Source organism: Fervidobacterium pennivorans (assembly GCF_001644665.1).
In the GTDB taxonomy this organism is placed as follows: domain Bacteria; phylum Thermotogota; class Thermotogae; order Thermotogales; family Fervidobacteriaceae; genus Fervidobacterium; species Fervidobacterium ngatamarikiense.
In genome coordinates, this window is sequence record NZ_CP011393.1 from 480,565 (window position 1) to 501,627 (window position 21,063).

General features: G+C 38.3%; 22 protein-coding genes and 1 tRNA gene. 10 read left to right on the top strand and 13 right to left on the bottom strand.

Going from position 1 to position 21,063, the window contains the following annotated elements:
- The first annotated feature begins 15 nt into the window (after positions 1 to 15).
- The 3 genes from JM64_RS02260 to JM64_RS02270 all read left to right on the top strand — a co-directional run bounded on the left by JM64_RS02260 (position 16) and on the right by JM64_RS02270 (position 3,842).
- Positions 16 to 1,212 carry an aminopeptidase gene (locus JM64_RS02260; protein ID WP_082868249.1) on the top strand — a complete coding sequence of 399 codons (1,197 nt, stop codon included), beginning with the start codon at positions 16 to 18 and terminating at the stop codon, positions 1,210 to 1,212.
- A 98-nt stretch (positions 1,213 to 1,310) separates the two neighbouring features.
- Positions 1,311 to 2,522, top strand: a complete 1,212-nt coding sequence (locus JM64_RS02265; RefSeq protein ID WP_064011317.1) for a 2,3-bisphosphoglycerate-independent phosphoglycerate mutase — start codon at positions 1,311 to 1,313, stop codon at positions 2,520 to 2,522.
- Between the two features lie 42 nt (positions 2,523 to 2,564).
- A complete protein-coding gene (locus tag JM64_RS02270; protein ID WP_064011318.1) occupies positions 2,565 to 3,842 on the top strand; it encodes a ComEC/Rec2 family competence protein in 1,278 nt (425 codons plus the stop codon).
- Positions 3,843 to 3,893: 51 nt separating this feature from the next.
- Here the strand turns inward: JM64_RS02270 and JM64_RS02275 are convergent, their stop codons facing one another.
- The 4 genes from JM64_RS02275 to JM64_RS02290 all read right to left on the bottom strand — a co-directional run bounded on the left by JM64_RS02275 (position 3,894) and on the right by JM64_RS02290 (position 6,085).
- Positions 3,894 to 4,334 carry a Fur family transcriptional regulator gene (locus tag JM64_RS02275; RefSeq protein WP_064011319.1) on the bottom strand — a complete coding sequence of 147 codons (441 nt, stop codon included), beginning with the start codon at positions 4,332 to 4,334 and terminating at the stop codon, positions 3,894 to 3,896.
- A 34-nt stretch (positions 4,335 to 4,368) separates the two neighbouring features.
- Positions 4,369 to 5,403 (bottom strand): transcription termination factor NusA, encoded by a 1,035-nt coding sequence (gene nusA / locus JM64_RS02280; protein WP_064011320.1) that lies wholly within the window; start codon positions 5,401 to 5,403, stop codon positions 4,369 to 4,371.
- A 34-nt stretch (positions 5,404 to 5,437) separates the two neighbouring features.
- On the bottom strand, positions 5,438 to 5,899 hold the full coding sequence (locus JM64_RS02285; protein ID WP_064011321.1) for a ribosome maturation factor RimP: 462 nt from the start codon (positions 5,897 to 5,899) through the stop codon (positions 5,438 to 5,440).
- A gap of 95 nt (positions 5,900 to 5,994) precedes the next feature.
- Positions 5,995 to 6,085, bottom strand: a tRNA-Ser gene (locus tag JM64_RS02290).
- Between the two features lie 215 nt (positions 6,086 to 6,300).
- On the opposite strand from JM64_RS02290, the gene JM64_RS02295 reads away from it, so the two are divergent.
- The 3 genes from JM64_RS02295 to JM64_RS02305 all read left to right on the top strand — a co-directional run bounded on the left by JM64_RS02295 (position 6,301) and on the right by JM64_RS02305 (position 8,977).
- On the top strand, positions 6,301 to 7,563 hold the full coding sequence (locus tag JM64_RS02295) for an HD-GYP domain-containing protein (protein ID WP_064011322.1): 1,263 nt from the start codon (positions 6,301 to 6,303) through the stop codon (positions 7,561 to 7,563).
- Positions 7,564 to 7,591: 28 nt separating this feature from the next.
- Positions 7,592 to 7,972, top strand: a complete 381-nt coding sequence (locus JM64_RS02300; protein ID WP_156487879.1) for a CoA-binding protein — start codon at positions 7,592 to 7,594, stop codon at positions 7,970 to 7,972.
- A 117-nt stretch (positions 7,973 to 8,089) separates the two neighbouring features.
- A complete protein-coding gene (locus JM64_RS02305) occupies positions 8,090 to 8,977 on the top strand; it encodes a CBS domain-containing protein (RefSeq protein ID WP_409976129.1) in 888 nt (295 codons plus the stop codon).
- A gap of 113 nt (positions 8,978 to 9,090) precedes the next feature.
- On the opposite strand, the gene JM64_RS02310 is transcribed toward JM64_RS02305, so the two are convergent.
- Positions 9,091 to 10,308, bottom strand: coding sequence for an IS110 family RNA-guided transposase (locus tag JM64_RS02310; protein ID WP_064011324.1), 1,218 nt, complete (start codon positions 10,306 to 10,308; stop codon positions 9,091 to 9,093).
- A 224-nt stretch (positions 10,309 to 10,532) separates the two neighbouring features.
- Here JM64_RS02310 and JM64_RS02315 point away from each other — a divergent pair, with 224 nt between their 5' ends.
- The 3 genes from JM64_RS02315 (at position 10,533) to JM64_RS02325 (ending at position 14,197) form a co-directional block, all read left to right on the top strand.
- The gene (locus JM64_RS02315) at positions 10,533 to 11,198 is read left to right on the top strand and encodes a hypothetical protein (protein ID WP_064011325.1); all 666 of its coding nucleotides are present in this window, start codon (positions 10,533 to 10,535) and stop codon (positions 11,196 to 11,198) included.
- Between the two features lie 75 nt (positions 11,199 to 11,273).
- Positions 11,274 to 13,505, top strand: coding sequence for a hypothetical protein (locus tag JM64_RS02320; protein ID WP_064011326.1), 2,232 nt, complete (start codon positions 11,274 to 11,276; stop codon positions 13,503 to 13,505).
- 35 nt (positions 13,506 to 13,540) lie between these two features.
- Positions 13,541 to 14,197 (top strand): hypothetical protein, encoded by a 657-nt coding sequence (locus JM64_RS02325; protein ID WP_082868250.1) that lies wholly within the window; start codon positions 13,541 to 13,543, stop codon positions 14,195 to 14,197.
- 73 nt (positions 14,198 to 14,270) lie between these two features.
- On the opposite strand, the gene lepB is transcribed toward JM64_RS02325, so the two are convergent.
- From lepB to ffh, 8 genes are read right to left on the bottom strand one after another with little or no spacing between them, the layout of a single operon-like run.
- Positions 14,271 to 15,173: a signal peptidase I gene (gene lepB / locus JM64_RS02330; protein ID WP_064011327.1), complete on the bottom strand. Its 903-nt coding sequence runs from the start codon at positions 15,171 to 15,173 to the stop codon at positions 14,271 to 14,273.
- 1 nt (position 15,174) lies between these two features.
- On the bottom strand, positions 15,175 to 15,522 hold the full coding sequence (gene rplS / locus JM64_RS02335) for a 50S ribosomal protein L19 (RefSeq protein WP_064011328.1): 348 nt from the start codon (positions 15,520 to 15,522) through the stop codon (positions 15,175 to 15,177).
- Between the two features lie 24 nt (positions 15,523 to 15,546).
- Complete coding sequence (locus JM64_RS02340) at positions 15,547 to 16,131, bottom strand: RNA methyltransferase (RefSeq protein ID WP_064011329.1); 585 nt, start codon at positions 16,129 to 16,131, stop codon at positions 15,547 to 15,549.
- Positions 16,121 to 16,861, bottom strand: a complete 741-nt coding sequence (gene trmD / locus JM64_RS02345; RefSeq protein ID WP_064011330.1) for a tRNA (guanosine(37)-N1)-methyltransferase TrmD — start codon at positions 16,859 to 16,861, stop codon at positions 16,121 to 16,123. Before trmD ends, JM64_RS02340 begins: the two co-directional genes overlap by 11 nt.
- The gene (gene rimM, locus JM64_RS02350) at positions 16,858 to 17,391 is read right to left on the bottom strand and encodes a ribosome maturation factor RimM (protein WP_064011331.1); all 534 of its coding nucleotides are present in this window, start codon (positions 17,389 to 17,391) and stop codon (positions 16,858 to 16,860) included. Before rimM ends, trmD begins: the two co-directional genes overlap by 4 nt.
- Complete coding sequence (locus tag JM64_RS02355) at positions 17,388 to 17,612, bottom strand: KH domain-containing protein (protein WP_014451475.1); 225 nt, start codon at positions 17,610 to 17,612, stop codon at positions 17,388 to 17,390. Before JM64_RS02355 ends, rimM begins: the two co-directional genes overlap by 4 nt.
- A 2-nt stretch (positions 17,613 to 17,614) precedes the next feature.
- On the bottom strand, positions 17,615 to 17,890 hold the full coding sequence (gene rpsP, locus JM64_RS02360) for a 30S ribosomal protein S16 (protein WP_014451474.1): 276 nt from the start codon (positions 17,888 to 17,890) through the stop codon (positions 17,615 to 17,617).
- 52 nt (positions 17,891 to 17,942) lie between these two features.
- On the bottom strand, positions 17,943 to 19,247 hold the full coding sequence (gene ffh / locus JM64_RS02365; RefSeq protein WP_064011332.1) for a signal recognition particle protein: 1,305 nt from the start codon (positions 19,245 to 19,247) through the stop codon (positions 17,943 to 17,945).
- A 313-nt stretch (positions 19,248 to 19,560) separates the two neighbouring features.
- Here ffh and JM64_RS02370 point away from each other — a divergent pair, with 313 nt between their 5' ends.
- Entirely contained in the window at positions 19,561 to 20,883 is a 1,323-nt protein-coding gene (locus JM64_RS02370) for an MFS transporter (RefSeq protein WP_064011333.1), read from the top strand.
- The last annotated feature ends 180 nt before the right edge of the window (positions 20,884 to 21,063 follow it).

The window sequence follows — 21,063 nt, forward strand, 5'->3', positions numbered from 1 at the left end:
GAGAAGTGTTACATCATGGAGAAGAACTTGCTGGTAAACTATGCACAGGCTATCTTAAAAGTAGGTGTGAACCTCCAAAATGGTCAAAAGCTCGTTGTGAATGCTTCTGTAGACCATAAGGACTTTGTTAGGATACTTGTAGAACAAGCTTACGACCTTGGTGCGAAGGAAGTTCTCGTTGTTTGGAACGACACGTATATAACAAGACAGAAACTTCTGAAAGCTCCGGAAGATGTTATTACAAATGTATATAACTGGGAAGTTGAAATGGCAAAAAGTTTTCTAGACGATGGTGCAGCTACGATTTCACTTGTAGGCTCCTATGCGGATTTACTATCAGATGTTCCAGCAAATAGAATAGGAGCTGCTACCAAAGCAAGGCAGATAGCATTTAAGGAAATAATGGAAAGGACAATGATGAATAAGAACAGATGGTGTGTAGCAGGTGTGCCAAATCCAGAATGGGCTAAGAAAGTTTACGGAACAGAAGATATAACTCATTTATGGAAAGACATCCTCTTCATGGCAAGGATAGACGAAGCAGGTTATGAAAAACTCCTTGCTCATTTGGAGAGACTAAAAAATCGAAAAGATTATCTTAACAATATGAAATTTGAAGCTTTAAGGTACGAAGGACCTGGCACAGATTTGAGAGTAGAGCTTCCAAAGAAACATCTTTGGTTGAGTGGTATAGAACACGACGTGAATGGTGTGCCGTTCCTCCCAAACATTCCAACAGAAGAGGTCTTTACTGCGCCATCGAAATATGGAGTCAACGGAAGGATATCCAGCAGTATGCCTCTTGTTTACCAGGGTAACATAATCGACAACTTCTGGTTTGAGTTTAAGGACGGTAAGGTAGTTAATTTTGGTGCAGAAAAGGGAGAAGATGTGTTGAAAGAACTTATCAACACAGATGAAGGAGCATCCTACTTAGGCGAGGTTGCTCTTGTTGACATAACCTCCCCAATCTATCAACTCAGTAGGATATTCTACAACACGTTGTACGATGAAAATGCTGCCTCACATTTTGCTCTGGGTAGAGCCTACCCAACATGCGTCGAAGATTTCAGCGGTGACCCGGAAAAGGATGGCATAAATATGAGTCTTACACATGTGGATTTTATGGTTGGAAATGATAAGATGAATGTGTACGGAATCAAAGATGGAAAGGAATATCTGTTAATGGAGAACGGACTTTGGAAAATTTAGTTATACACCATCTGGTATAATGTTCCTAATATGGTATAATTATATGTGAATAATATCACTAAGTTTCGCTATGAATTTTGTTGAAGGAGGTAGACTGTATGAATTTTGACAAACAGGAGTTTGTTCATGAATTAATCTCGCCGAATGCTTCTAAGATTGTTCTGCTTGTTATGGATGGTATTGGTGATTTACCAAACGAAGAAGGTGTAACACCACTTATGAAAGCGAACACACCAAATTTAGACAAGCTTGCTCAACTCAGTGATCTTGGTCAAACGATACCTGTTATGCACGGGATAACACCGGGTAGTGGACCAGGACATCTTGGACTTTTCGGATATGACCCCATCAAATATCAAATTGGTCGAGGCATTCTCGAAGCGTTGGGAGAGGATATAGAAGTAGGAGAGCTTGACGTGGTTGCAAGGGGTAATTTTGCAACTATAGATGGTGACATAGTTATAGATAGAAGAGCAGGTAGGCCATCAACAGAAGAGAGTGCTAAGGTCGTAGAAAAACTAAACGCAAACATAAAGGAAATTGAAGACGTGAAAGTAACGTTCTATCCTGGTAAAGAACACAGGTTTGTTTTAAAGCTTACGGGAGAAGGATTGTCTGATAACATCGAAGACGCAGACCCACAAAAAGAAGGGAAACCAATAAAATATACGACAGCTCTTTCACCAGAAGCTGAGAAAACGGCAAGAATCGTGAATAAACTTCTTGAAAGAATCAAAGAAGTGCTCAAAGATGAACCCAAGATGAATTTTGCACTTGTTAGGGGTTTCTCAAAATATCCTAAGCTTCCACAATTTCCAGAAGTTTACAAACTTAGAGCCGGTGCAATTGCGGTTTATCCAATGTACAAAGGGCTTGCAAAACTCGTTGGAATGACCATTATCCCGACAGGTCAAACCATCGAAGACGAGATAGAGACGCTTAAGAAAGAATGGAATAATTTCGATTTCTTCTTTGTTCACATAAAGAAAACAGATTCCTACGGTGAAGACGGTAAATTCGACGAAAAGGTTCACGTCATTGAAAATGTTGATAAGGTTCTTCCTGAAATCCTAGCACTGAACCCTGATGTACTTGTTGTAACTGGTGACCACTCAACACCTTGTGCAATGAAAGGGCACTCGTTCCATCCAGTTCCGATAATGTTCTTTGCTAAACACACAAGAAAAGGACTTTCAAAAGCGTTTAACGAATTTGAATGTGCAAGAGGCACACTTGGCACAATCCATGCAACAGACGTTATGAACCTAATCTTAGCATACTCAGGTAGGTTAGAAAAGTTTGGTGCGTAATAGATATTCAAACTTAAGATAATATTGGCTGGGGGGAAAGGGTTGGGGGAGAAGTTGAAAGTCTATTCCGCATCTTTTACTTCTTTCTACTACTTTGGTGGAGCAATTATTGGTGCGTTGGTGGGAACTCGTTTGAAGTTCCCACTTTTCTTTTTGGTTTTTCCCGTAGTTTTGGCTCTTTTTAAAAGACCAAAGCTTGGTTTATTTGTCCTTATTTTGATGTTATCAAATATCACGCTTGTTAATAACCTTGAATTTCCAACAAAAAACATGGAATTCGTAGGGACTGTGAAAATGGTCCAGAATGGTTCAAGTATTCTTCAGTTGTCATTTTTCGATGGTGAAAAGTGGCGCAGACTTGGTGTTGATGTTCTTATATATAAGGAAGAACCTCTCGGCACAATAGTGTACTTTGTTGGTGAGTTGAGAAAGAGAAGTTCCTATCCGATATACTATGCAAAGACCGATTATTATGTAACTGCAAACAATTACGAAACTTTCGTCAGCTCGGTCTTTGCTCAGTTCGAAAAGTTCAGAAAATTTTCAACCTTTGTTGAGCCTTTTTATCAAAACTTATTCGGAAATTCTTCAAGAGATGAGAATTTTATCAAGAGTGGCTTATTTCATATATTTTGCGTTTCAGGCATGCACGTATCTTTGCTTTATTTATTCACCTCTTACATTGTAGGAATTTTGACTTACAGAAAAGGGTTGAGGACTGTCTTTTCGTTGTTTTTACCTACGGTTTTTGTCATAGGCTCAGGAATGGGATTACCCTCGTTACGTGCATTGATAATGCTGTATGTGGCTGGATTACTAAGAATTCTTGATTACAAAATAAACGCTGTAAACGTAGTTTCACTCGTCGGAACTGGGATGGTGTTAGCGAATCCGGAAATTGTGTTTTCGTTATCCTTTTATATGACTTTTTTTGCGACCATTGGTGTTTTAATTTCTGAAAATAATCTTTTGTCAAACATTGGAGGGTTTCTTGGAAGTGCTCCGTACGTTTCTCTAATTAACCCTGTGAATCCCTTTTCCATAATAGCTACTATCCTGGTTTCAATACCGGTCCAGGTCCTATTGTTCGGGCTAACAATTAGTTATCTTCTCTTTACGCTTAAGTTGTACTACCTCAGTGCGCTGTTACTTTACGCGTTAAAGCCTTTTTCTTGGTTTATCGAGACGGTGGCTATCGTGTTTGCTAAATTTCCTTTAATACCACAACATCCAGTAGTTACTTTTGCATTTGCCATGTCCTTTATCACTTATATAGGCCTTGTATTTGAATCAAAAAAACAAAAGCAGGAGCTATCTTAGAAAGATACTCCTGCTTTTATTTTGATTAATTTTTAGGAGTTTTCCCTTGTTTTATTTCTTTGAGCATTTTGGACATATTCCTCTGAACTTCAGGTCAATTTCTTCCACGATGTAACCTTTGGTTTTCAAAAAATCTATGTACATTATCATTACTTTATCAGGAGAAAGCTCTCCTTTTAGTTCGTATATTCTTCCACAAGAACTGCAAATAAAATGTGAATGTCTTCCTTCTCTATCAACGAGTTCGTATCTGTATACTCCTTCTCCGAACTGTAATTTTCTCAAAAAACCGAGTTCAACAAGCAAATCTATGGTTCTATAAACTGTTGCTTTACTTACATTGAGCTTCTTGTTTATAAGGTATCTATAAACCTCCTCGGCACCTAAGTGTTCACTGTTGGTTTCTACAAAGACCTTTAAAACTTGTTCTCGTTGAGGTGTCATTCTGTACTTCCTGTCTCTTAGCTCCTTTTTGAGATTGTCAACGTGCATGTTATCGCCCCTTTATTCCGAATAATTTTAAAGCTTACGCGTTCATAACAGGTTTAATATCTATCTTCCAACCTGTTAACTTCGCTGCCAATCTTGCGTTTTGTCCAGCTTTTCCTATCGCAAGCGAAAGTTGATTTGGAGCGACAAGAACTCTTGAGGCCTTTGACTCATAGTCCAAAATTTCGACATCAATAACCGAAGCCGGTAAGAGCGCATTAGCTATCAATTCCTTCGGGTCATCTGACCATTTTATAATATCTATTTTTTCCATTTTGACTTCACGTAACACAGCTGCTATTCTTGAACCTTCGTGACCTATACAAGCACCGACAGGGTCAACTTTTGGATCCTTTGAGGTAACAGCTACTTTTGTCCTAACCCCAGGTTCTCTTACAACTTTGACAATTTCTACTATTCCCTGCTCAATTTCTGGGACTTCAAGTTTCAGAAGTCCCACCACAAACTCTGGGTCTGTTCGGGATACTATAATTTTTGGACCTTTTTTGTCCTTTTTGACTTCCCTTACGTAAACTTTTATCAAATCGGATTGTTCGAATTCTTCACCTGGAATCCATTCTTTCTTTGGAAGGTGTGTTTCAAGCTTTCCAATTCTTATGTCCAACCATTCAGGAGTAACCTTAAGGACCTCAGCAACAACCACCCTTCCAACAAGTTCTGAATACCTTTCGTATTGTTTTTCTTTTTCTATTTCCCTTATCTTTTGGATAAGAACTTGCTTGGCTACCTGAACTGCAAACCTTCCAAGCTTCTTTATATTCATCTTCTTTTTAATAATGTCCCCAACGACTGCGTCTGGCTTTATCTTCAATGCTTCCTCAAGGGAAATCTGAAGATTTTCGTTTTCTACCTTTTCTACAACTTCGAGTAGTTGATAAGCCTCTATTTCTCCTGAGAGCCTGTTTATGACAATTTCGACATTCCTTTCACCTGTTTTGTTCTTATATGCACTCATAATAGCCTTTTCAAGAATGCTTATCGATTCGTCAACAGATATACCCTTTTCTTTTTCTAACTCCCTAAGCGCTTCCAACAACATTGGACTATTCATGCCTTACCAACCTCCTATGCCAATATTTTGATTTTTAAAATACATCTACTTCCAAGTTTGCAGACTTAATATCATTATAGCTTATAGTGACTTCCTTACCTTCAACTTCCAGAACAATTGTTCCATTTTCCAAATCGACAACTTTTATATAACCCTTTAAGGTTTTATTTGTCTTTACCTTTGCCAAGCTTCCTTCAAACCTTTTGAAATCTTCAATACTTCGAAGGGGTCTGTCAAGTCCCGGAGAAGATACTTCTAAGTAGTACCTACCGGGTATCAGGTCACTTGAGTCGAGTTCTTTCTCTATTTCGTACGAAACAAGTTCACAGTCTTTCGTACTAACGTAATCATTCAGTTTGTCTATAACCACTGTAAGTACCCATCTGCCAGATTGCATCTTATATTTCACGTCAAAAAGTACCAATCCCAAACTTTCAACAATTGGTTTAGCTATCTCAGATACCCTCTTTTCTATTTCCTTGGGACTTAAACTCATTTTTTCACCTCCTGAAAACTTCTATTAAGATAACCGAAAAACCGGGACTGACGTCCCGGTTTTGATGCATTCTTTCAAGACCACATAACACCTTCTGGCGGAGAGGGTGGGATTTGAACCCACGGGTGGTTTGTGACCACCGCACGCTCTCCAGGCGTGTGCCTTAGACCCCTCGGCCACCTCTCCTGGGAAGCTCGGAATCCTTACCAAGCTTGCAAAGTCCTACGTAATTATACCATAGCTAGTTTAAAAATCAAGAGCTTTCATTCGTGGTAACCCGATGAACGAATTGATTACTAAGTGGCAATAGTTTTGTAGTTATGTTTTTTTCAAAGCGTACTTTATAAAAAAACATTAATTAGGCTTGCGCTATGTTATAATAGTTAGCGAGGTGAAGAGAATTGGTTGATATACTTTTGAAAACAATAATGTTCGTTCCAAAATTTGGTGTTCATTCTTTACAAGTTGGCTTTATCGCATCAAAAATAGGTAAGCAATTGGGTCTTGATGAATTGGAATTGTTTTATTGCGGTGTTCTCCATGACCTTGGGGTTTTGACACCGCACAAGGGTATTTTACTGGACGACATTAACAATGAATTCCTTATTAAAGAGGATATTCCCACGTTTGAAGCTCCTACTAAGGGCCATACGCTTATCTCGGCCTTTGAAGTTTCAAAGATATCATTTCTTTCCAAAAGGTTTCCGAACTTATCCGCAAGTATATTACTCCACCACGCCTTGCCACATTATCTGAACGAAAGCTCAACAAAAGATATTACGGCTAATGTTGTATCTATCAGCGAAGAAATATCTAAGTACGTTCTTGTGAATGACGAAGAGATGACTTACGACGATTTTATAGTTCCTTTATCCACAATAAAAAACAGATTCTTCGATTTTGTCTACGACGCTGCACTGAGTGTTTTAAAACAAGAATACACAAGATGGATGCTTTACGATATAAAGGCCGGTTTTAATAGGGAAAAGCTTATACAAGACTATTATATCAAGGAGCCTATGAGCTTTGAAGAAATTGTTGAAATAGGGGCGGTTTTGTCTTACATAATTGACTCAAAGAGCGAATTTACACGTGCACACAGTTGGCGAGTGGCTAACTTAGCGGGAGCTATTGCAAAGGAAATTTTGCTTAATGAAGAAGAATTCTTCATTGCTGGTCTATTCCATGATATAGGAAAAATAACAACTCCGATAAGTGTTCTTGAGAAGAAAGGGAAGTTGACAACTTCTGAGATGGATATAATGAAAAAGCATGTTTACTATAGTTATCTCATACTTTTAGACCACCAAAATGAACCGTGGTTTTGGCCCGCTGTTAGACATCAAGAACGGGTCGATGGAAGTGGTTATCCTTGGAGGTTAAAGGGTTCTGAAATGACATTTAAAGATAAAATTCTACAAGTTGCCGATTATTTTGTGGCTGTGTTAGAACCAAGACCTTACAGAGGTCCTAGTAGTCCTGAAAAAGCTTTAGAAGAAGTACAACGGGCAGTTTCTAATGGGGTCCTTGACCCTGGACCTGCAAGTATCTTGAAGGAACTTGTTTACGGTGGATTCAATTTTGAAAGTATTGATTTTATCTCATCTATCCAAAAAGACATAAGTGATTTTGAAAAAAGTTTAACAGAGGAAGGCAAGGTATAAATTCATTTTAGAAAGGTGGGATTTTAAGATGGGTATTAACTTAAGAGAGGTCAAAAGGATAGCTATCGTTGGTGCAACAACAAATCCTGAAAAGTTTGGAAATATTGTTCTAAAGGACTTAAAGAAGAAAGGTTTTGATGTTCTTCCGGTTAGCCCGAAGTACGATGTTATCGAAGGGATAAGAACGTACAAGAGTGTTGATGAGCTACCAGATGATGTTGATTTGATAGTTTTTATTGTCCCACCAGAAGTAGGGCTTGAGGAGTTAAAAAAGGCTTACAACCGTGGATTCCGTAAATTCTGGTTCCAGCCAGGTGCAGAGTCGGAAGAGATAGTTGAATTCTCAAAAACACTGTCAGATGCAGATTTTTCTTTTATCAAATGCATCATGGTCCAGACAAATTGGTGAAAACTTTGGAATGGTTACATTTTATATTCTAATGACTGGAAGAGGTGACGTGAATTGACTTCTGAGATTTTGGAAAAAGTCCAGAAGGTTTTTGCTAATATAAGCGTAAAAGAATTCATGACCAAAGATGTAATTTATGTAAAGCCAGACAGAACAGTCGCACAGGTAAAAGAAATACTTCGGCTGAAAAGAATCTCTGGAGTTCCTGTTGTGGACGACAACAATATTGTGGTTGGTATAATAAGCATAGAAGATATCATAAAATGTCTTGAAAACAGTACACTTAACGAAAGTGTGAACGAATACATGACTAAAAACGTGGTTTGTTTAAGCGAAGATGCTACGTTGCAAGATGTGATTAAGCATTTTGAAAGATATAGATACGGCAGATTTCCGGTTGTTGATGTTCAGGGAAAGCTTGTTGGTATCGTTACGAAAAACGATATACTTGCCGCAGTTGCTACTCGACTTGGTCTGCTTTATTTGCACGATGAGAGACGAAGAGAAGTACTTGAACAAGATGTTTTGAGTAGGTCTTTGGTCACTGGTGAGGAAATTGACAAAAAAGGTGCAGATTTTTATTTCAAAATCGACTACTTTGATGTTAATTTAGCTGGTATAGGTGCAGCTCAGTTGAAAAAGTTCTTGATAAGCAAAGGCATACCAGAACAAGATGTGAGGAGAATTGCGGTAGCCACTTACGAAGCTGAAACAAATGTGGTTATACATAGTGGAAGTGAAGGTGAAATATTCTGTTTTTTAGCCCCTGACAGGATTATCGTTAGAGTTGAAGACCGGGGAAAGGGTATTGAAAACATTGAACTGGCAATGAAAGAAGGTTATTCAACAGCCCCGGATTATGTAAGAGAGTTAGGCTTTGGTGCTGGAATGGGTCTACCCAACATGAAAAGGTTTTCCGATAAAATGGTGGTGCTCTCAGAGAAAGGAAAAGGCGTAGTCGTTGAAATGGTATTCTATTTGGATAAGAATTTTCAAGAACTCTGAACATTTCTTTGAACGGTTTTAGAAATTAGATGTCTAAACATAGTGGTTAATGTTAGTTCAGTATTTTTAATACTATTTAGGTTGAGTTTCTGACTATTAACCAGGCACAGGAGTCAACTATGTAAAATTAAATTTTGAGTAGAAGACGAAAATGTATGATCGATGTTGAATTTCTCGCGCTTTTTCATCATAGCAAATATCGTCCTTAGCAATTTGTGCGCTACACTCATCATCGCTTTTTTGTATACTAACCCTTGCGCTCGTTTTCTTTGAAAATATGCTTTAAAATATTCGTTGTGTCTCACTACATTCACACTCATCAGCCAAATTATTCGTCTCAGGTGTGCATTGCCCCTTTTGGATATACGGCTTTCTCCTTTGTGTTTGCCTGATTCATCTACGCTTGGGTCAAGCCCACAATAGGCAATTAGTTTTTTGTATGTGCTAAATCTTGAAATATCGCCAACTTCGGCAAGAAAATACAGTGCGCTATTTTCACCAATTCCGTCAATGGACGTGAGTATTTCAACATCTTGATTAAGCGAAGCACATTTGCAATATTCTTTGAGCATCTCATCAAACTCATTAAGTTGCTCTTGTAAAAATCGAAGTTCCTTGATAGTTTGAATAAGAATCTTCTCTTTCACTGGCCAATACTGAGCGATGGAGTTGTTAGCAAGCTCTTTAAGAGTTTCTGGAGTAAGTTTTAACTTTCTACCGGTTGTTTTTGAAAAGAAAACACGTAAAGAATCAATGGAGGCTTTTTGGATAGCTTTAGCAGAAGGGAAAGAAGAAAGCAAATTCAAAATAGCATCATTGTAGACGTTGGTCACTTTTTCAAGTTCAGGGAAGAGGAGAGAAAGAAGCTTTTCGATGTCGTTTTTGACTCTTGAAATTTGATGAGTGATGCTTTCCTTTTTCCTTGCAATATCCCGAAAATCTGAGTTGAGGAAAGAAGAAGTAGGAAGAAGATGATGGGTATAGAAGACGGTAAGAGCAATAGAGCGAGCATCGATTTTGTCAGTTTTAGTTTTCCTAAGCCCAACGGGAAGAGATTTATTAACAAGCAAAGGATTAAGAACGACACAAGAGAAATCATTGAGAGAGAGGAAAGAAAGAAGGTTAAGATGGTAACAGCCAGTAGACTCCATAGCGATAAGGACAGAAGACTTAGGGAAAACGGAGAGCTTTTGAACAAAGGAGGAAAACCCTTGTTTGGACATATCGAAAGCAGATTCGAAGATGATAGAATTAGGATTTTGGATAGCACAGGCGTTGAACTTATCCTTGAAGATGTCAATACCGACAAAGATGGAGAAGTTTTGAGACATACTAAAACCTCCTTTCGATTGAATAGGTTAAAAGGCGAGGGCAGGGGCCTGCTGAACCAAACCTCCAGTGTGACGAGGGTTAAAAACCCAACCAACTTATCATGGTTAAAGGCAGGCGACAGACTCCTGTAATGGCTTGAAAGCCAAGGGACACTAAGTCGTCCTGCCCTGCCTATTTTTTGACTAAAATATTTATACCATACTTTTACGTAGGAGGTGTAATTATGGATAACACATTAACGTGGGTTTTGGTTGGGGTTCTTGTTGCCGCGGTTGTTGTAGGTGGGATTTTTCTTCTCATGCCAAAGGATAAGTACATTGAAGTTGATGGCGTAAAAGTGTGGAAGATTCCAAACGATGCGGAGATTATTTTTGTTGACCAGTCGAAAGCTTCGAGCGTGAAGACTCTTGTACAAAAGGGTCAGCTGATAGCATTCGAAGGTGAGGCACAAGGTTTGGGAACAACACAAGACAGAGAAAAGGCAAAGATACGTGCATATCAAAAGATTGCAGAGTTTTTGAATGCAAAGGTTACAACATTTGCGCAGCTTGTGGAAGGTCAGCTCCAAAATGTGCAGGTATCCGGCAGCAAAAAGCAAGAGCTAGTGAGTGCGTCAGTGGATGCATACAAAAGAGTTACGGAATTGTTTGCTGAAGGAAGGGTGTCAGGCGCGTACGAATTTGCCGCTTGGAAAGTCAGGAGAGACAACCTGGTTTACACATACGTGTTACTAGTTTACGACCCAGCTCAGATTTTGAAATTGATAGAGGTTGATGCTTTGGTGAAACAAAAGATAGACGAGCTTGGAAAGCAAGGGGTCAACTTCTTTGAGAATTTGAATGCAGTCTTACAAGAAGCAACTAAAGGAACACCGATGGAAAAGAAATAATAAGTTGGTGTGCGATGCCCCCTGCTATAAAGCAGGGGGTTGTTTTATTTGAGTTTTTAAAGAGGTGGTGTTCCTATGGATTCGACAATTCTGTTGATAATTTCGGCTTTGTTGATAGGTATCCTAGTTGCAGGTTTTTTTCTCTTAATACCCAAATCTGAAGTTAATCAACCTGATACATCGTTAGCTATTAAGACTACGGAGGACATAAATAAGACAATAAGCACAGCTACAGGTTCTGGCAGTTCCCAAGAACAAGTTCAGCCGCCCCAAACAACACAACCATCACAATCTTCTCAGTCTTCGTCACAACCTCAACAGCCTCAGCAGTCGGTTCAAATATCACCAGTGCAACCTCCAGCACAGCTTTCGAATGCTTATATCGAAGTCTTTGGTGAAGGTTACGGGAAAACAGAATTAGAAGCAGAAGAGACTGCAAAAAACAATGGATTCCAAAAGCTGATTGAACAACTGTACGTGGAGGTAAAATCATCCGCTGTACTAAAAGAAAAGCTTACAACGATGGTTCAAGATGGGAAAGTAAAGGAAAGATTCGAAAGTCAATACGAAAGGACAATTCAAACGAGGTCAGAAATGGAATTACTGGGGGTTTCTTACAGAACTACAGAGAGGAAGAAAGTTGGAAACCAGTATTATGCAAAAGTCCAAGTATATATAGAGGCTGAGAAAGCGAAACAGCAATTAGAGGCTTTTCTTGCTATAAGACTAGGTAAATCATTGCTCGACTCTAAAATGATATTCTCCGCAAAGGCTATTGCTGATAAATACGAACCTCTTTTGTCAGCAAATATTTTTCCTCCAAAGACTGCGCAAGAGCTGGTTCAAATTGTAAATGATATCAGAAGGAGATATGATAGGGTTCAAAACCTCATCGCTAGTATAAACTCTGCACAAGTTAATGACAAGAAAAGTGCACTAGAAGTGGCTAACTATTTAAACGAATTGTTCTCAATGGTTAATGACTTACCGCTTGGTTCTGTGGATGTTGACAAACTTAAACCGTTTTTAAATGACGTGAAAATATCGATTAAAGGCCCTCAGGATGTACTACTTGGAGAACAAGTCAAACTTGAGATTATTGTAGAACCTACTCAGGCAAAATCGGTGTGGATTTTCGGAGAACAGGTTGAAGCTCAAGATTTGGTAACACTTAGTGAAGGGACTGCTGTGTTGTCTGTTCTTGTCAAATCCAACACGTCCAGAGTAACGGTTTCACTCGCAGGAGTGGTAAATGCTACATGGGCTCCAGGAAGCGTTAGGATTAACCCTGACATCCTGAAAACGGTCTACAAAACAGATGATGAGCTGAAGATTTTAGCTAGTGGGACTGCTAAGATAACATCGGACCAAAAGTTAAGGCATGAGAATGCTTTGAGGGATGCGTTAGTAAAAACTATAAAAAAAGCTGCGTCTGAATTACTTGTCGGCAGTGACAGGGAACTGTTGGACGTTCCATTGGATGAATATATTCTCACCAAAGTTATTGGAGCTATCGACTATGAAATATCGGCAACGGGAGAATACGCAGGTTTATATTACGTTCTTGTGAGTTCAACGATTAAGAAATATGATTTTGAGAACAATCTTAAAGAAGCTTTGAGAAATGCTCCGGTTGGTTTTGCGTTGGTTCTAACCGAAGGGGATAAATTAGGATACGTCGAACCTGCGATAATTAATGGACTGCTATCTTCCGGTATAAAGCTCGTGTCTAAAGACTTCTCAAGGAAAATACTCGAGGCTCAGCTAAAGAGCAATCTACCACCAAACTTGCTGGCAAGAGTAACAGCGTTGAGTGCTGCAAGATACTTAATTTACGTGATTGTTAACAGCGCAACAACGTACTTGCCAGATTACAAAGTTTATTCTGTCAGAACTTTGATTACGACACAGATTATTGACACTATAACTGGTAACATGCTTGATAGTGTAAGATTTGAGGAAGTTAACACAGGAGCAACTGAACAAGCAGCTTTATCTAAGACAACATCTGGTCAAAAATTCAAAGAATATGTAAATGCTATTGCACGTTCTCTCAAGTTCGAAAACGCACAACCCTTTGCTGTTTACAAGTACACGTTTGTGCTTGAAAGAGCAATCTACGGTTCGATTTTGCTTGATTACTTAAACGCGAAGTATGATAAAGTTAGAGTTGTTGAAAAGACTGATACAAAATTGATAGTGGAGATAGAAAACGTTCCTATGTCTGATATGGAAAAATTCCTTTCCGCAATTGATGCTGTAAGAATTAAAAAGATATCGGATTTTAATTATCAAGTGACTAAGTAAAATTAATTTAGTTTCCTGTAAGGAGGTGTGCTTGTGTGATATTTGAAAACAACTGGGTTTTATGGACTGTAGTAATAGTATCGGTTGTGTTTGGAGCGTTTCTTCTTTTTATGTTACTTCAACAAGACCAATACCAATGGATAACTGCTAACGGATATAAGATTCAAAATATTCCTAGAGATGCTACTATTGTCTTTGTGAACAATAGTATTGAAAAAAGGGTTGGTGAGCTGTACAAAACTGGAAGATTAGTCGCTTTTGTGGGCCAAAGCATAAGTGGAGGCATTGACACGGTAAGTGCAAGAGAAAAGGCAAAGATTAATGCATACAAAGAACTTGCCGAGTATTTCAATGTCAGAGTGCAAACTTTTGCAGCACTTGTTGAAGGGCAATTACAAAGTACTTCGGATTCAAGAGCACAACAGGTTAAAAGTATCGCTCTTGAAGTGTATAAGAGAGTAACGCAGATTTTCTCTGAAGCTCAAATTTCTGGTGCTTATGTATACGCGATATGGGAAGAAAGAGTGGGCTCACTCGTTTATACTAATGTATTGCTTGTATTTGACCCGGAAGGTGTTATCGAGGCTCTAAAAGCGAATGAAGAGATAAACAAGCAGATAGCAGAACTTGGAAAATCCGGAGTAGATTTCTTCAAAGCACTTAATTCAGTAATCTGGGAAGCAAAGAAATAGCCAGGTGCGAAACCAAAAAAAAGAAAAAGCGGGATGGTTTGTGTCTCACCCCGCTTTTTTTGTTTATGCGCACTTACTTTTTTATATCTACTAACGGTTGGATAGGACCAAACGCTTTGAATGGCCACACTCTTAAAATGGGTCTACCAACGACGCAATCTTTTGGAACAAAACCAAAATACCTGCTGTCTAAACTTTGAGAAGAATTATCTCCCATAAAGAAATAGAAACCATGAGGAATTTTCACATATACCTGTCCATTTTCCTCCCACACATAATCTGAAAATTTTATCCCATAGGGTTTCAAATATCGGTCTACAAAAACAGTGTAATCTATACCGTAGGGTACAGGCTCAAGTCCACCTAAAATACTGAAGACAATATTTGTTAACTCTGTTCCTTCTTTAAATGCTAGTTCAAAAAGATAATTTCTGTATTGATTTTTATCGTTCTTATACTTGCTCGCTTCAGCTAGGTATTCCCAAAGTTTAGGATATCTAAAAATGCCCTCTCTTGTGTAATTAACATCTTTCAGATGCTCAGGTATATGACCGTTGACGAACAATTTCCAGTTTCCGTCCACTTCTTTCAAAGTGATTACGTCTCCTTCTTTAGCGACCAACCGTTTTACATACTTTACCGAACCTTTGAATTGCCTTGGTGTGAATAAATCCATGAATTTATCAAATGCTCTAAGCATTTGCTGAGCGCGTTCATCCGGGAACGGAGTATAAAAGACGACAATTTCGCCAACTTCCGGTTCACGTGCAGAATACGTTATCTTCTCAACAAAAAGACGGTCCCCCACATTTATTGTGGGGACCATCGATGGAGTGGGAACAAGCATTGTTTCAAATACGAAGACCCGTATGATTGTTGCGGCAACAATAGCGTATATAAGTGTTATGACTATCTCTTTTGCTAGGTTTTTTCCTTTATCCAATTTGCTGTTCTCAGCTTTTTTCTTTGAGGACATTTTATTTTCTCTCCTTAATCTTCACCTTACCCTTGACATTTCTGAGGTAATAGAGTTTTGCCCTTCTTACACGACCTTTTCTGAGAACCTCTATCTTCTCGATGGTTGGAGCATAAAGTGGGAAAATCCTTTCGACTCCAATACCACCTGCAGCGATTCTTCTAACCGTGAATGTTTTGCTAATACCGGAACCTCTAATAGCAATAACTATGCCTTCGTAAGCTTGAATTCTTTCCTTGTCTCCTTCTTTAACTTTGACATGAACTCTTACCGTATCTCCGGGTCTGAATTCTGGAACTTCTTTGAGTTGACTTTTCTCAATGATTCTCACAAGGTTGTCCATGCTCATATGTATAACCTCCTTTTCAGATTCTTATTTTTCCGTTTTTTCTAGAACGGACTCTCCGATTAATCTGTCCAAGATTATCGCAACAGCTGCTCTAACTGATAAGTGGTTAAAATCACTTTTACCACGGATAGGTTCCAAGGAATAATCACACATGTCTTCTAATTCCTTTGGCATGCCCCAGCCTGTTCCAAAGAGCAACAAGATAGGTCTTTGCTCATTTAATATGATTTTCCTACCTTCTTCATACGTTATAGTGTTTGGTCTGACCTTTGCTGAAGTAAACATCATTATGGGTTTCTGACCTTCGTTTTTCTCTATATCTTCGATTACATCTTCAAGGTATGATTTGAGCTCAACTATAGACAGTGCATCCGAACGGTTGGGATTGTAAGTTTTCCCGAATCCGTCGGTCCAGTATCCAAGTACCTTTTTTACTATATCCTGTTGAGCAGGAAGATGCGTTACGACATAGTATTTTTTTATGTTGTATGTCCTTGAACTGCGAGCTATGTCATGGATGTCAAGGTTTGTAACTGCAGTTGTTATAATCCTACCGTCCCTACCAAGGACAGGATAGTGAATTAGAGCTGTATATATTTTATCGAGCATCCCTAATCAGCTCCTTAAAAAGGTTTATTAAAGCCTTCTTGTCTAATTCGTCGAATTCATGTTTCATAAAGATATCAGGTCTCTTTAGCATCGTTTTTTTCAATGATTCTTTCCGTCTCCAAAGTTCTATTTCTTCGTGGTTACCACTTATTAAAACTTCAGGAACAGACATACCCTCTATTTCCCTTGGCCTTGTGTAATGTGGATGGTCTAACAAGTTGTTGTAGAAAGAGTCGTTCTTAACAGATTCCTCTTCTACCACACCTGGAACAAATCTTGAAACTGCATCGACAATAACCATTGCGGGGAGTTCTCCACCTGTTAGTACATAGTCACCTATCGAAATCTCATCGTCCACGAATTTCATAACGCGTTCGTCGATTCCTTCATATCTTCCGCATATGATTACAATCTGTTCTTTGTTAGCAAGTTCCATAGCAACTTTGTTGTCGAGTCTTCTACCTTGAGGAGAAGTGAGAACAACGTAAGCTTTTCCATAGTTACTTTGAAAGAACTCAAAGAATCGAAAGAAGGGCTCAGGTTTCATAACCATGCCGGGACCGCCACCATATGGATAGTCATCGACGACCTTGTGTTTGTCTGTTGTGAAATCACGCAGGTTGAATATATCGATGTGTAAAAGGCCATTTTCAACTGCTTTGGCAATTACCCCGTATTCTCGTATAACTTTTACAAAGTCTGGAAATATGGTGACAATCCCAATCCTCACTCTAACCACTCCGGCATCTTCACATGAATTTTCTTTGCTTCTTTATCTATTTTTGTAACATACCTTTCGATAACTGGTATGAGAACCTCTTCGTTACCCTTCTTTACTACTATTACATCGTTGTTCCCTGTTTCTATAACATCTTCTACAATACCTAAGGAGTTTCCGTTTTCATCTATGACCTCGCAATCGAAGAGTTCGAAAAAGTAATATTCGCCGTCTTTGGATTTTGGGAAGAACGACTTATCAACATATAGGACGAAACCTTTGAGTTTTTCTGCCTCAGATATGGTGTTAACACCAGCTATGTGAACTATGTAATAGTCATGAGCTTTTCTACTCGTTTCAATTCGTATATAAGCAAATTTTTTCTGAGACTCGTTGTAAGCAACGACTTCTGTTAGTTTTGAAACAAGCTCAGGCATGTTTGTAAAAAGGTGTAGTTTTAAATCGCCTTTCAATCCATGGGTGTTACTCAAAACACCAAGGGCTACCTTGTCTTTCAGTAACTCTTCAACTCGTTTCATCATCTTATCACCTTCAGGATGAAGTCAGAATCATCGGCCATAGCGGACAACAAGATTTTGATTGATTTAATAGTTCTCCCATCCTTGCCGATAATCTGACCTACATCCTCTGGATGCACCGAAATATCAAAAACCTTTTTTCCGTCCTCTGTGTATTCGACAACTACTACATCATCTGGATGTTTAGCGATAGATTTGAGGACGTACTCAAGAAAATCCTTCACACTTATGCCTCCTTCTTGGCTTTGGCAGCTTCAAGTTTTTCGTAGAGGCCTAATTTACCAAGCAGTTTAGAAACAGTTTCGCTTGGTTGTGCGCCTTTGAGCATCCATTCAACAGCTCTGTCGATATCAACCTTAACTTCGTAGGGTTCCTTAAGTGGGTTGTAGTAACCAAGACTTTCAATGTAAGCTCCGTCTCTCTTTTTTCTCTGGTCAACAACAACAATTCTGTAGAATGGTTGTTTCTTCTTTCCCATGCGTGTAAGTCTAATCCTTACCACCAACAACACCTCCTAAGCTTTCTTTGTGATGAGATTTATTAAATTCTATTTCTTAAAACTTCAAACCTCGAAGACCAAATGGTAATTTTCCCTTCTTCATCATTTTCATTAACTTTTTCATTTCTTCGTACGACTTCAGTAGTTTGTTTATATCCTGAACAGTTGTTCCGCTTCCCAGTGCTATCCTTTTTTTCCTACTTGCGTTCAAAATAGCTGGATTGTTCCTTTCTTCTGGGGTCATTGAATTGATTATCGCTTCAATCTTTTTTAATTCCTTTTCACTGGTGTTTAGGTCAATATCCGGGGTTCCAGGTAATGCTTCGAGAATTTTTTCGATCCCTAGCTTCTTTATCTCTTTTATCTGTTCTCTGAAGTCCTCAAGTGTGAACTCGGCTCTCATAAATTTTTCGCCCATTTTTTGCATCTTTTCTTGGTCAAGTTCACGCTCAACTTTTTCAATCAAAGAAAGCACGTCACCCAAACCTAGAATACGGTTCGCTATTCTGTCCGGATAAAATTCATCGAAATCGTCGATTTTTTCACCAACGCCGACAAACTTGACAGGTTTACCTGTGATGTATCTGATAGTAAGTATTACACCACCACGAGAATCACCATCTAACTTTGTAATGACGAAGCCTGTTATATTTAGTCTTTCGTTGAAGACCTTGGCTGAGTTTACAGCATCTTGTCCAGCCATCGCATCAACAGTCAGGAGTATCTCGTCTGGGTTTACCATTGCCTTTATCTTTTCGAGTTCTTCCATCATCTCATCATCTATGTGCAAACGTCCAGCTGTATCGAGTATGACTACATCATATCCGCTATCTTTGACAGTCTTCATAGCTTCTTCGACGATTTTCAATGCGTTTTTCCTGTCTCCGGTAATTACAGGGACACCTATCTTTTTTCCTAACGTTTCAAGCTGGTCAATTGCTGCCGGCCTATAAGTATCTGCTGCCACTAAAATTGGGTGTTTACCTTGTTTTTTTAGGTAATTAGCAATCTTTGCAGCACTTGTTGTTTTTCCTGTACCTTGCAAACCTACCATCATGACGTAGGAAGGATGGTGGATAAGTCTGAAAGGTTCTCTTTCGCCAAGTAGTTTTATTAATTCATCCCTGACAATCTTGATGAACATCTGGTCAGGTGTCAGTGATTTTAAAACTTCTTCGCCAAGTGTGCGCTTTTTTACATTTTCAACGAACTCTTTGACAACTCTGTAATTAACATCAGCAGCTAGAAGTGATGTTTTCACAATTTGTATCGCTTCTTCTATATTTTTTTCAGTAATTTTACCTTTCCCAGATAGCACCTTGAAAGCGTTCGATAGCTTGTCTCTCAAACCTTCAAACATAAAATCACCTCACCAAAGTCTTACAGAAAATATAATACAGCCTCGTGAAAAAAAATCAATTAACTGGACAATACTAAAGTAACATAAATGGAAATTTCATATGAATTTTGGGTATCAAACAATGTGTGTGTTTACTTAACGTACATAATTTTTGTTACAGAAAAGAAATATAAATTACTCGACCTAAAGTGATATAATTTTTGATGTGTGCTATTCATGATAATATTGTATCTATTGAATGTTTTTGTATTCGTTAATAAATTTGAAGCATTTTCACGAGAGGTTCACAATAACATTTTTCGGGGGGAGTCTTTTGATTTGGCTTGTTAACAGTTACACATTCCTTGTAGGTCTGTCTAGGGCATTTTACACTGCACTTTTTAACCTATACCTAAAGGAAAACCAAATTACTAACCAAGCCATTGGAACCGCAACGTTTTATTATTCTTGGGGGCTTGCCTTTGGCGGTTTCCTCTTTGCAAGTTTATCTGATAGAATTGGGAGAAAGAAGACTATTCTTTTTACGATGCCCATATATACTTTATTTGGGCTTTTGCGTCTTTTCAATGTTAGCGTAGCAGGATGGTTGTATGTCGTTTCGTTCCTTTTTGGTTTTTTTGATACTTCTGTTATCATGCCGACTATAACCGTTATAGAACATTCTGATGAAAAAAAGAGACTGAGAAATTCAAATATAAACTTTGCGATAGTTCTTGTAACGGGTGTTATTGGTTACTTTGGTGCTGGGGTGCTTGGAAAGTCGCTAGGAATTTTTCCCACACTTGTTTTATCGATGATATTAGCTTTTGTCTCTGTTGTTCCAGTTTTTGCGTTTCCGGACGTTAAGGTCAGTAAAAAAAGAGTAAAAAAACAAAATCTTACAAAAACTCAAAAAACAATGCTTGTTTACTATTTGCTTTCTGGTGCTTTGGTAAGTCTTGCGGCGGGTGTCTTTATAAACTTTGGTAACGTGATATTTTACGATTTGTTCAAGTTCTCAACTTTAGCAATTACAACAGTTCTTGCTGTATCCCAGTTATCAACAGCAGCAACATCTTTGTTTTCACACAAACTAACGGCTAAATATGGGTACAAATTAACTTTATTCTTGATATATCTCAGTGTTACCTTGCTTATATTTACGATGCCATTATTTACGTTAAACTCCTTAGTTTTTAGCATTGCTTACGTACTCAGGTATGTGCTAATAAACATTTCAACACCAATGTATATGGTTTTCTGTTTATCTTATCTTCCAAAAGCGAGTTTAGCAACATATTCAGGTCTTAGCTACTTTCTTAATAACGTCATGAGGGCTTCATCAGCACAACTTTTCGCAAGTCTTTCGAAAAACGGAGTAACAGACTATAACAAATTATTCCTTGTATCAGGTTTCTTCTACTTAGCTAACACGCTGATAACATTACTTGCATTTTATTTAATATACAAACTTTCCGAAAACGAGACTACATCCAGTAAGAAATTCACAAAAGAAGACCATATGGGAGAAGGTAAGGCGTATCAAAGAAAGAATTATTTCACCTACAGACCTTCTAAAAAGACCAAGAACACAAAAGTTAGTGTACATTTTCATAACGCACGATTTTCAAAAGGCAGGTTTAATTCAGAAAAGTAAATCAACAGAATGGCACGTATTTTTAACTTAGGAGCGCAATTTTATAGTTTGACGGAAGAAGGCATAAGAAAAACGAATAAAAGCTTAAACTTCGACCATGACTTGGGTACGAATTTTTCTTTTTTTAATCTTGTGGTATAATGAATATAGGTTTTCTTAATTTTTTTAGAAGGATGTGAT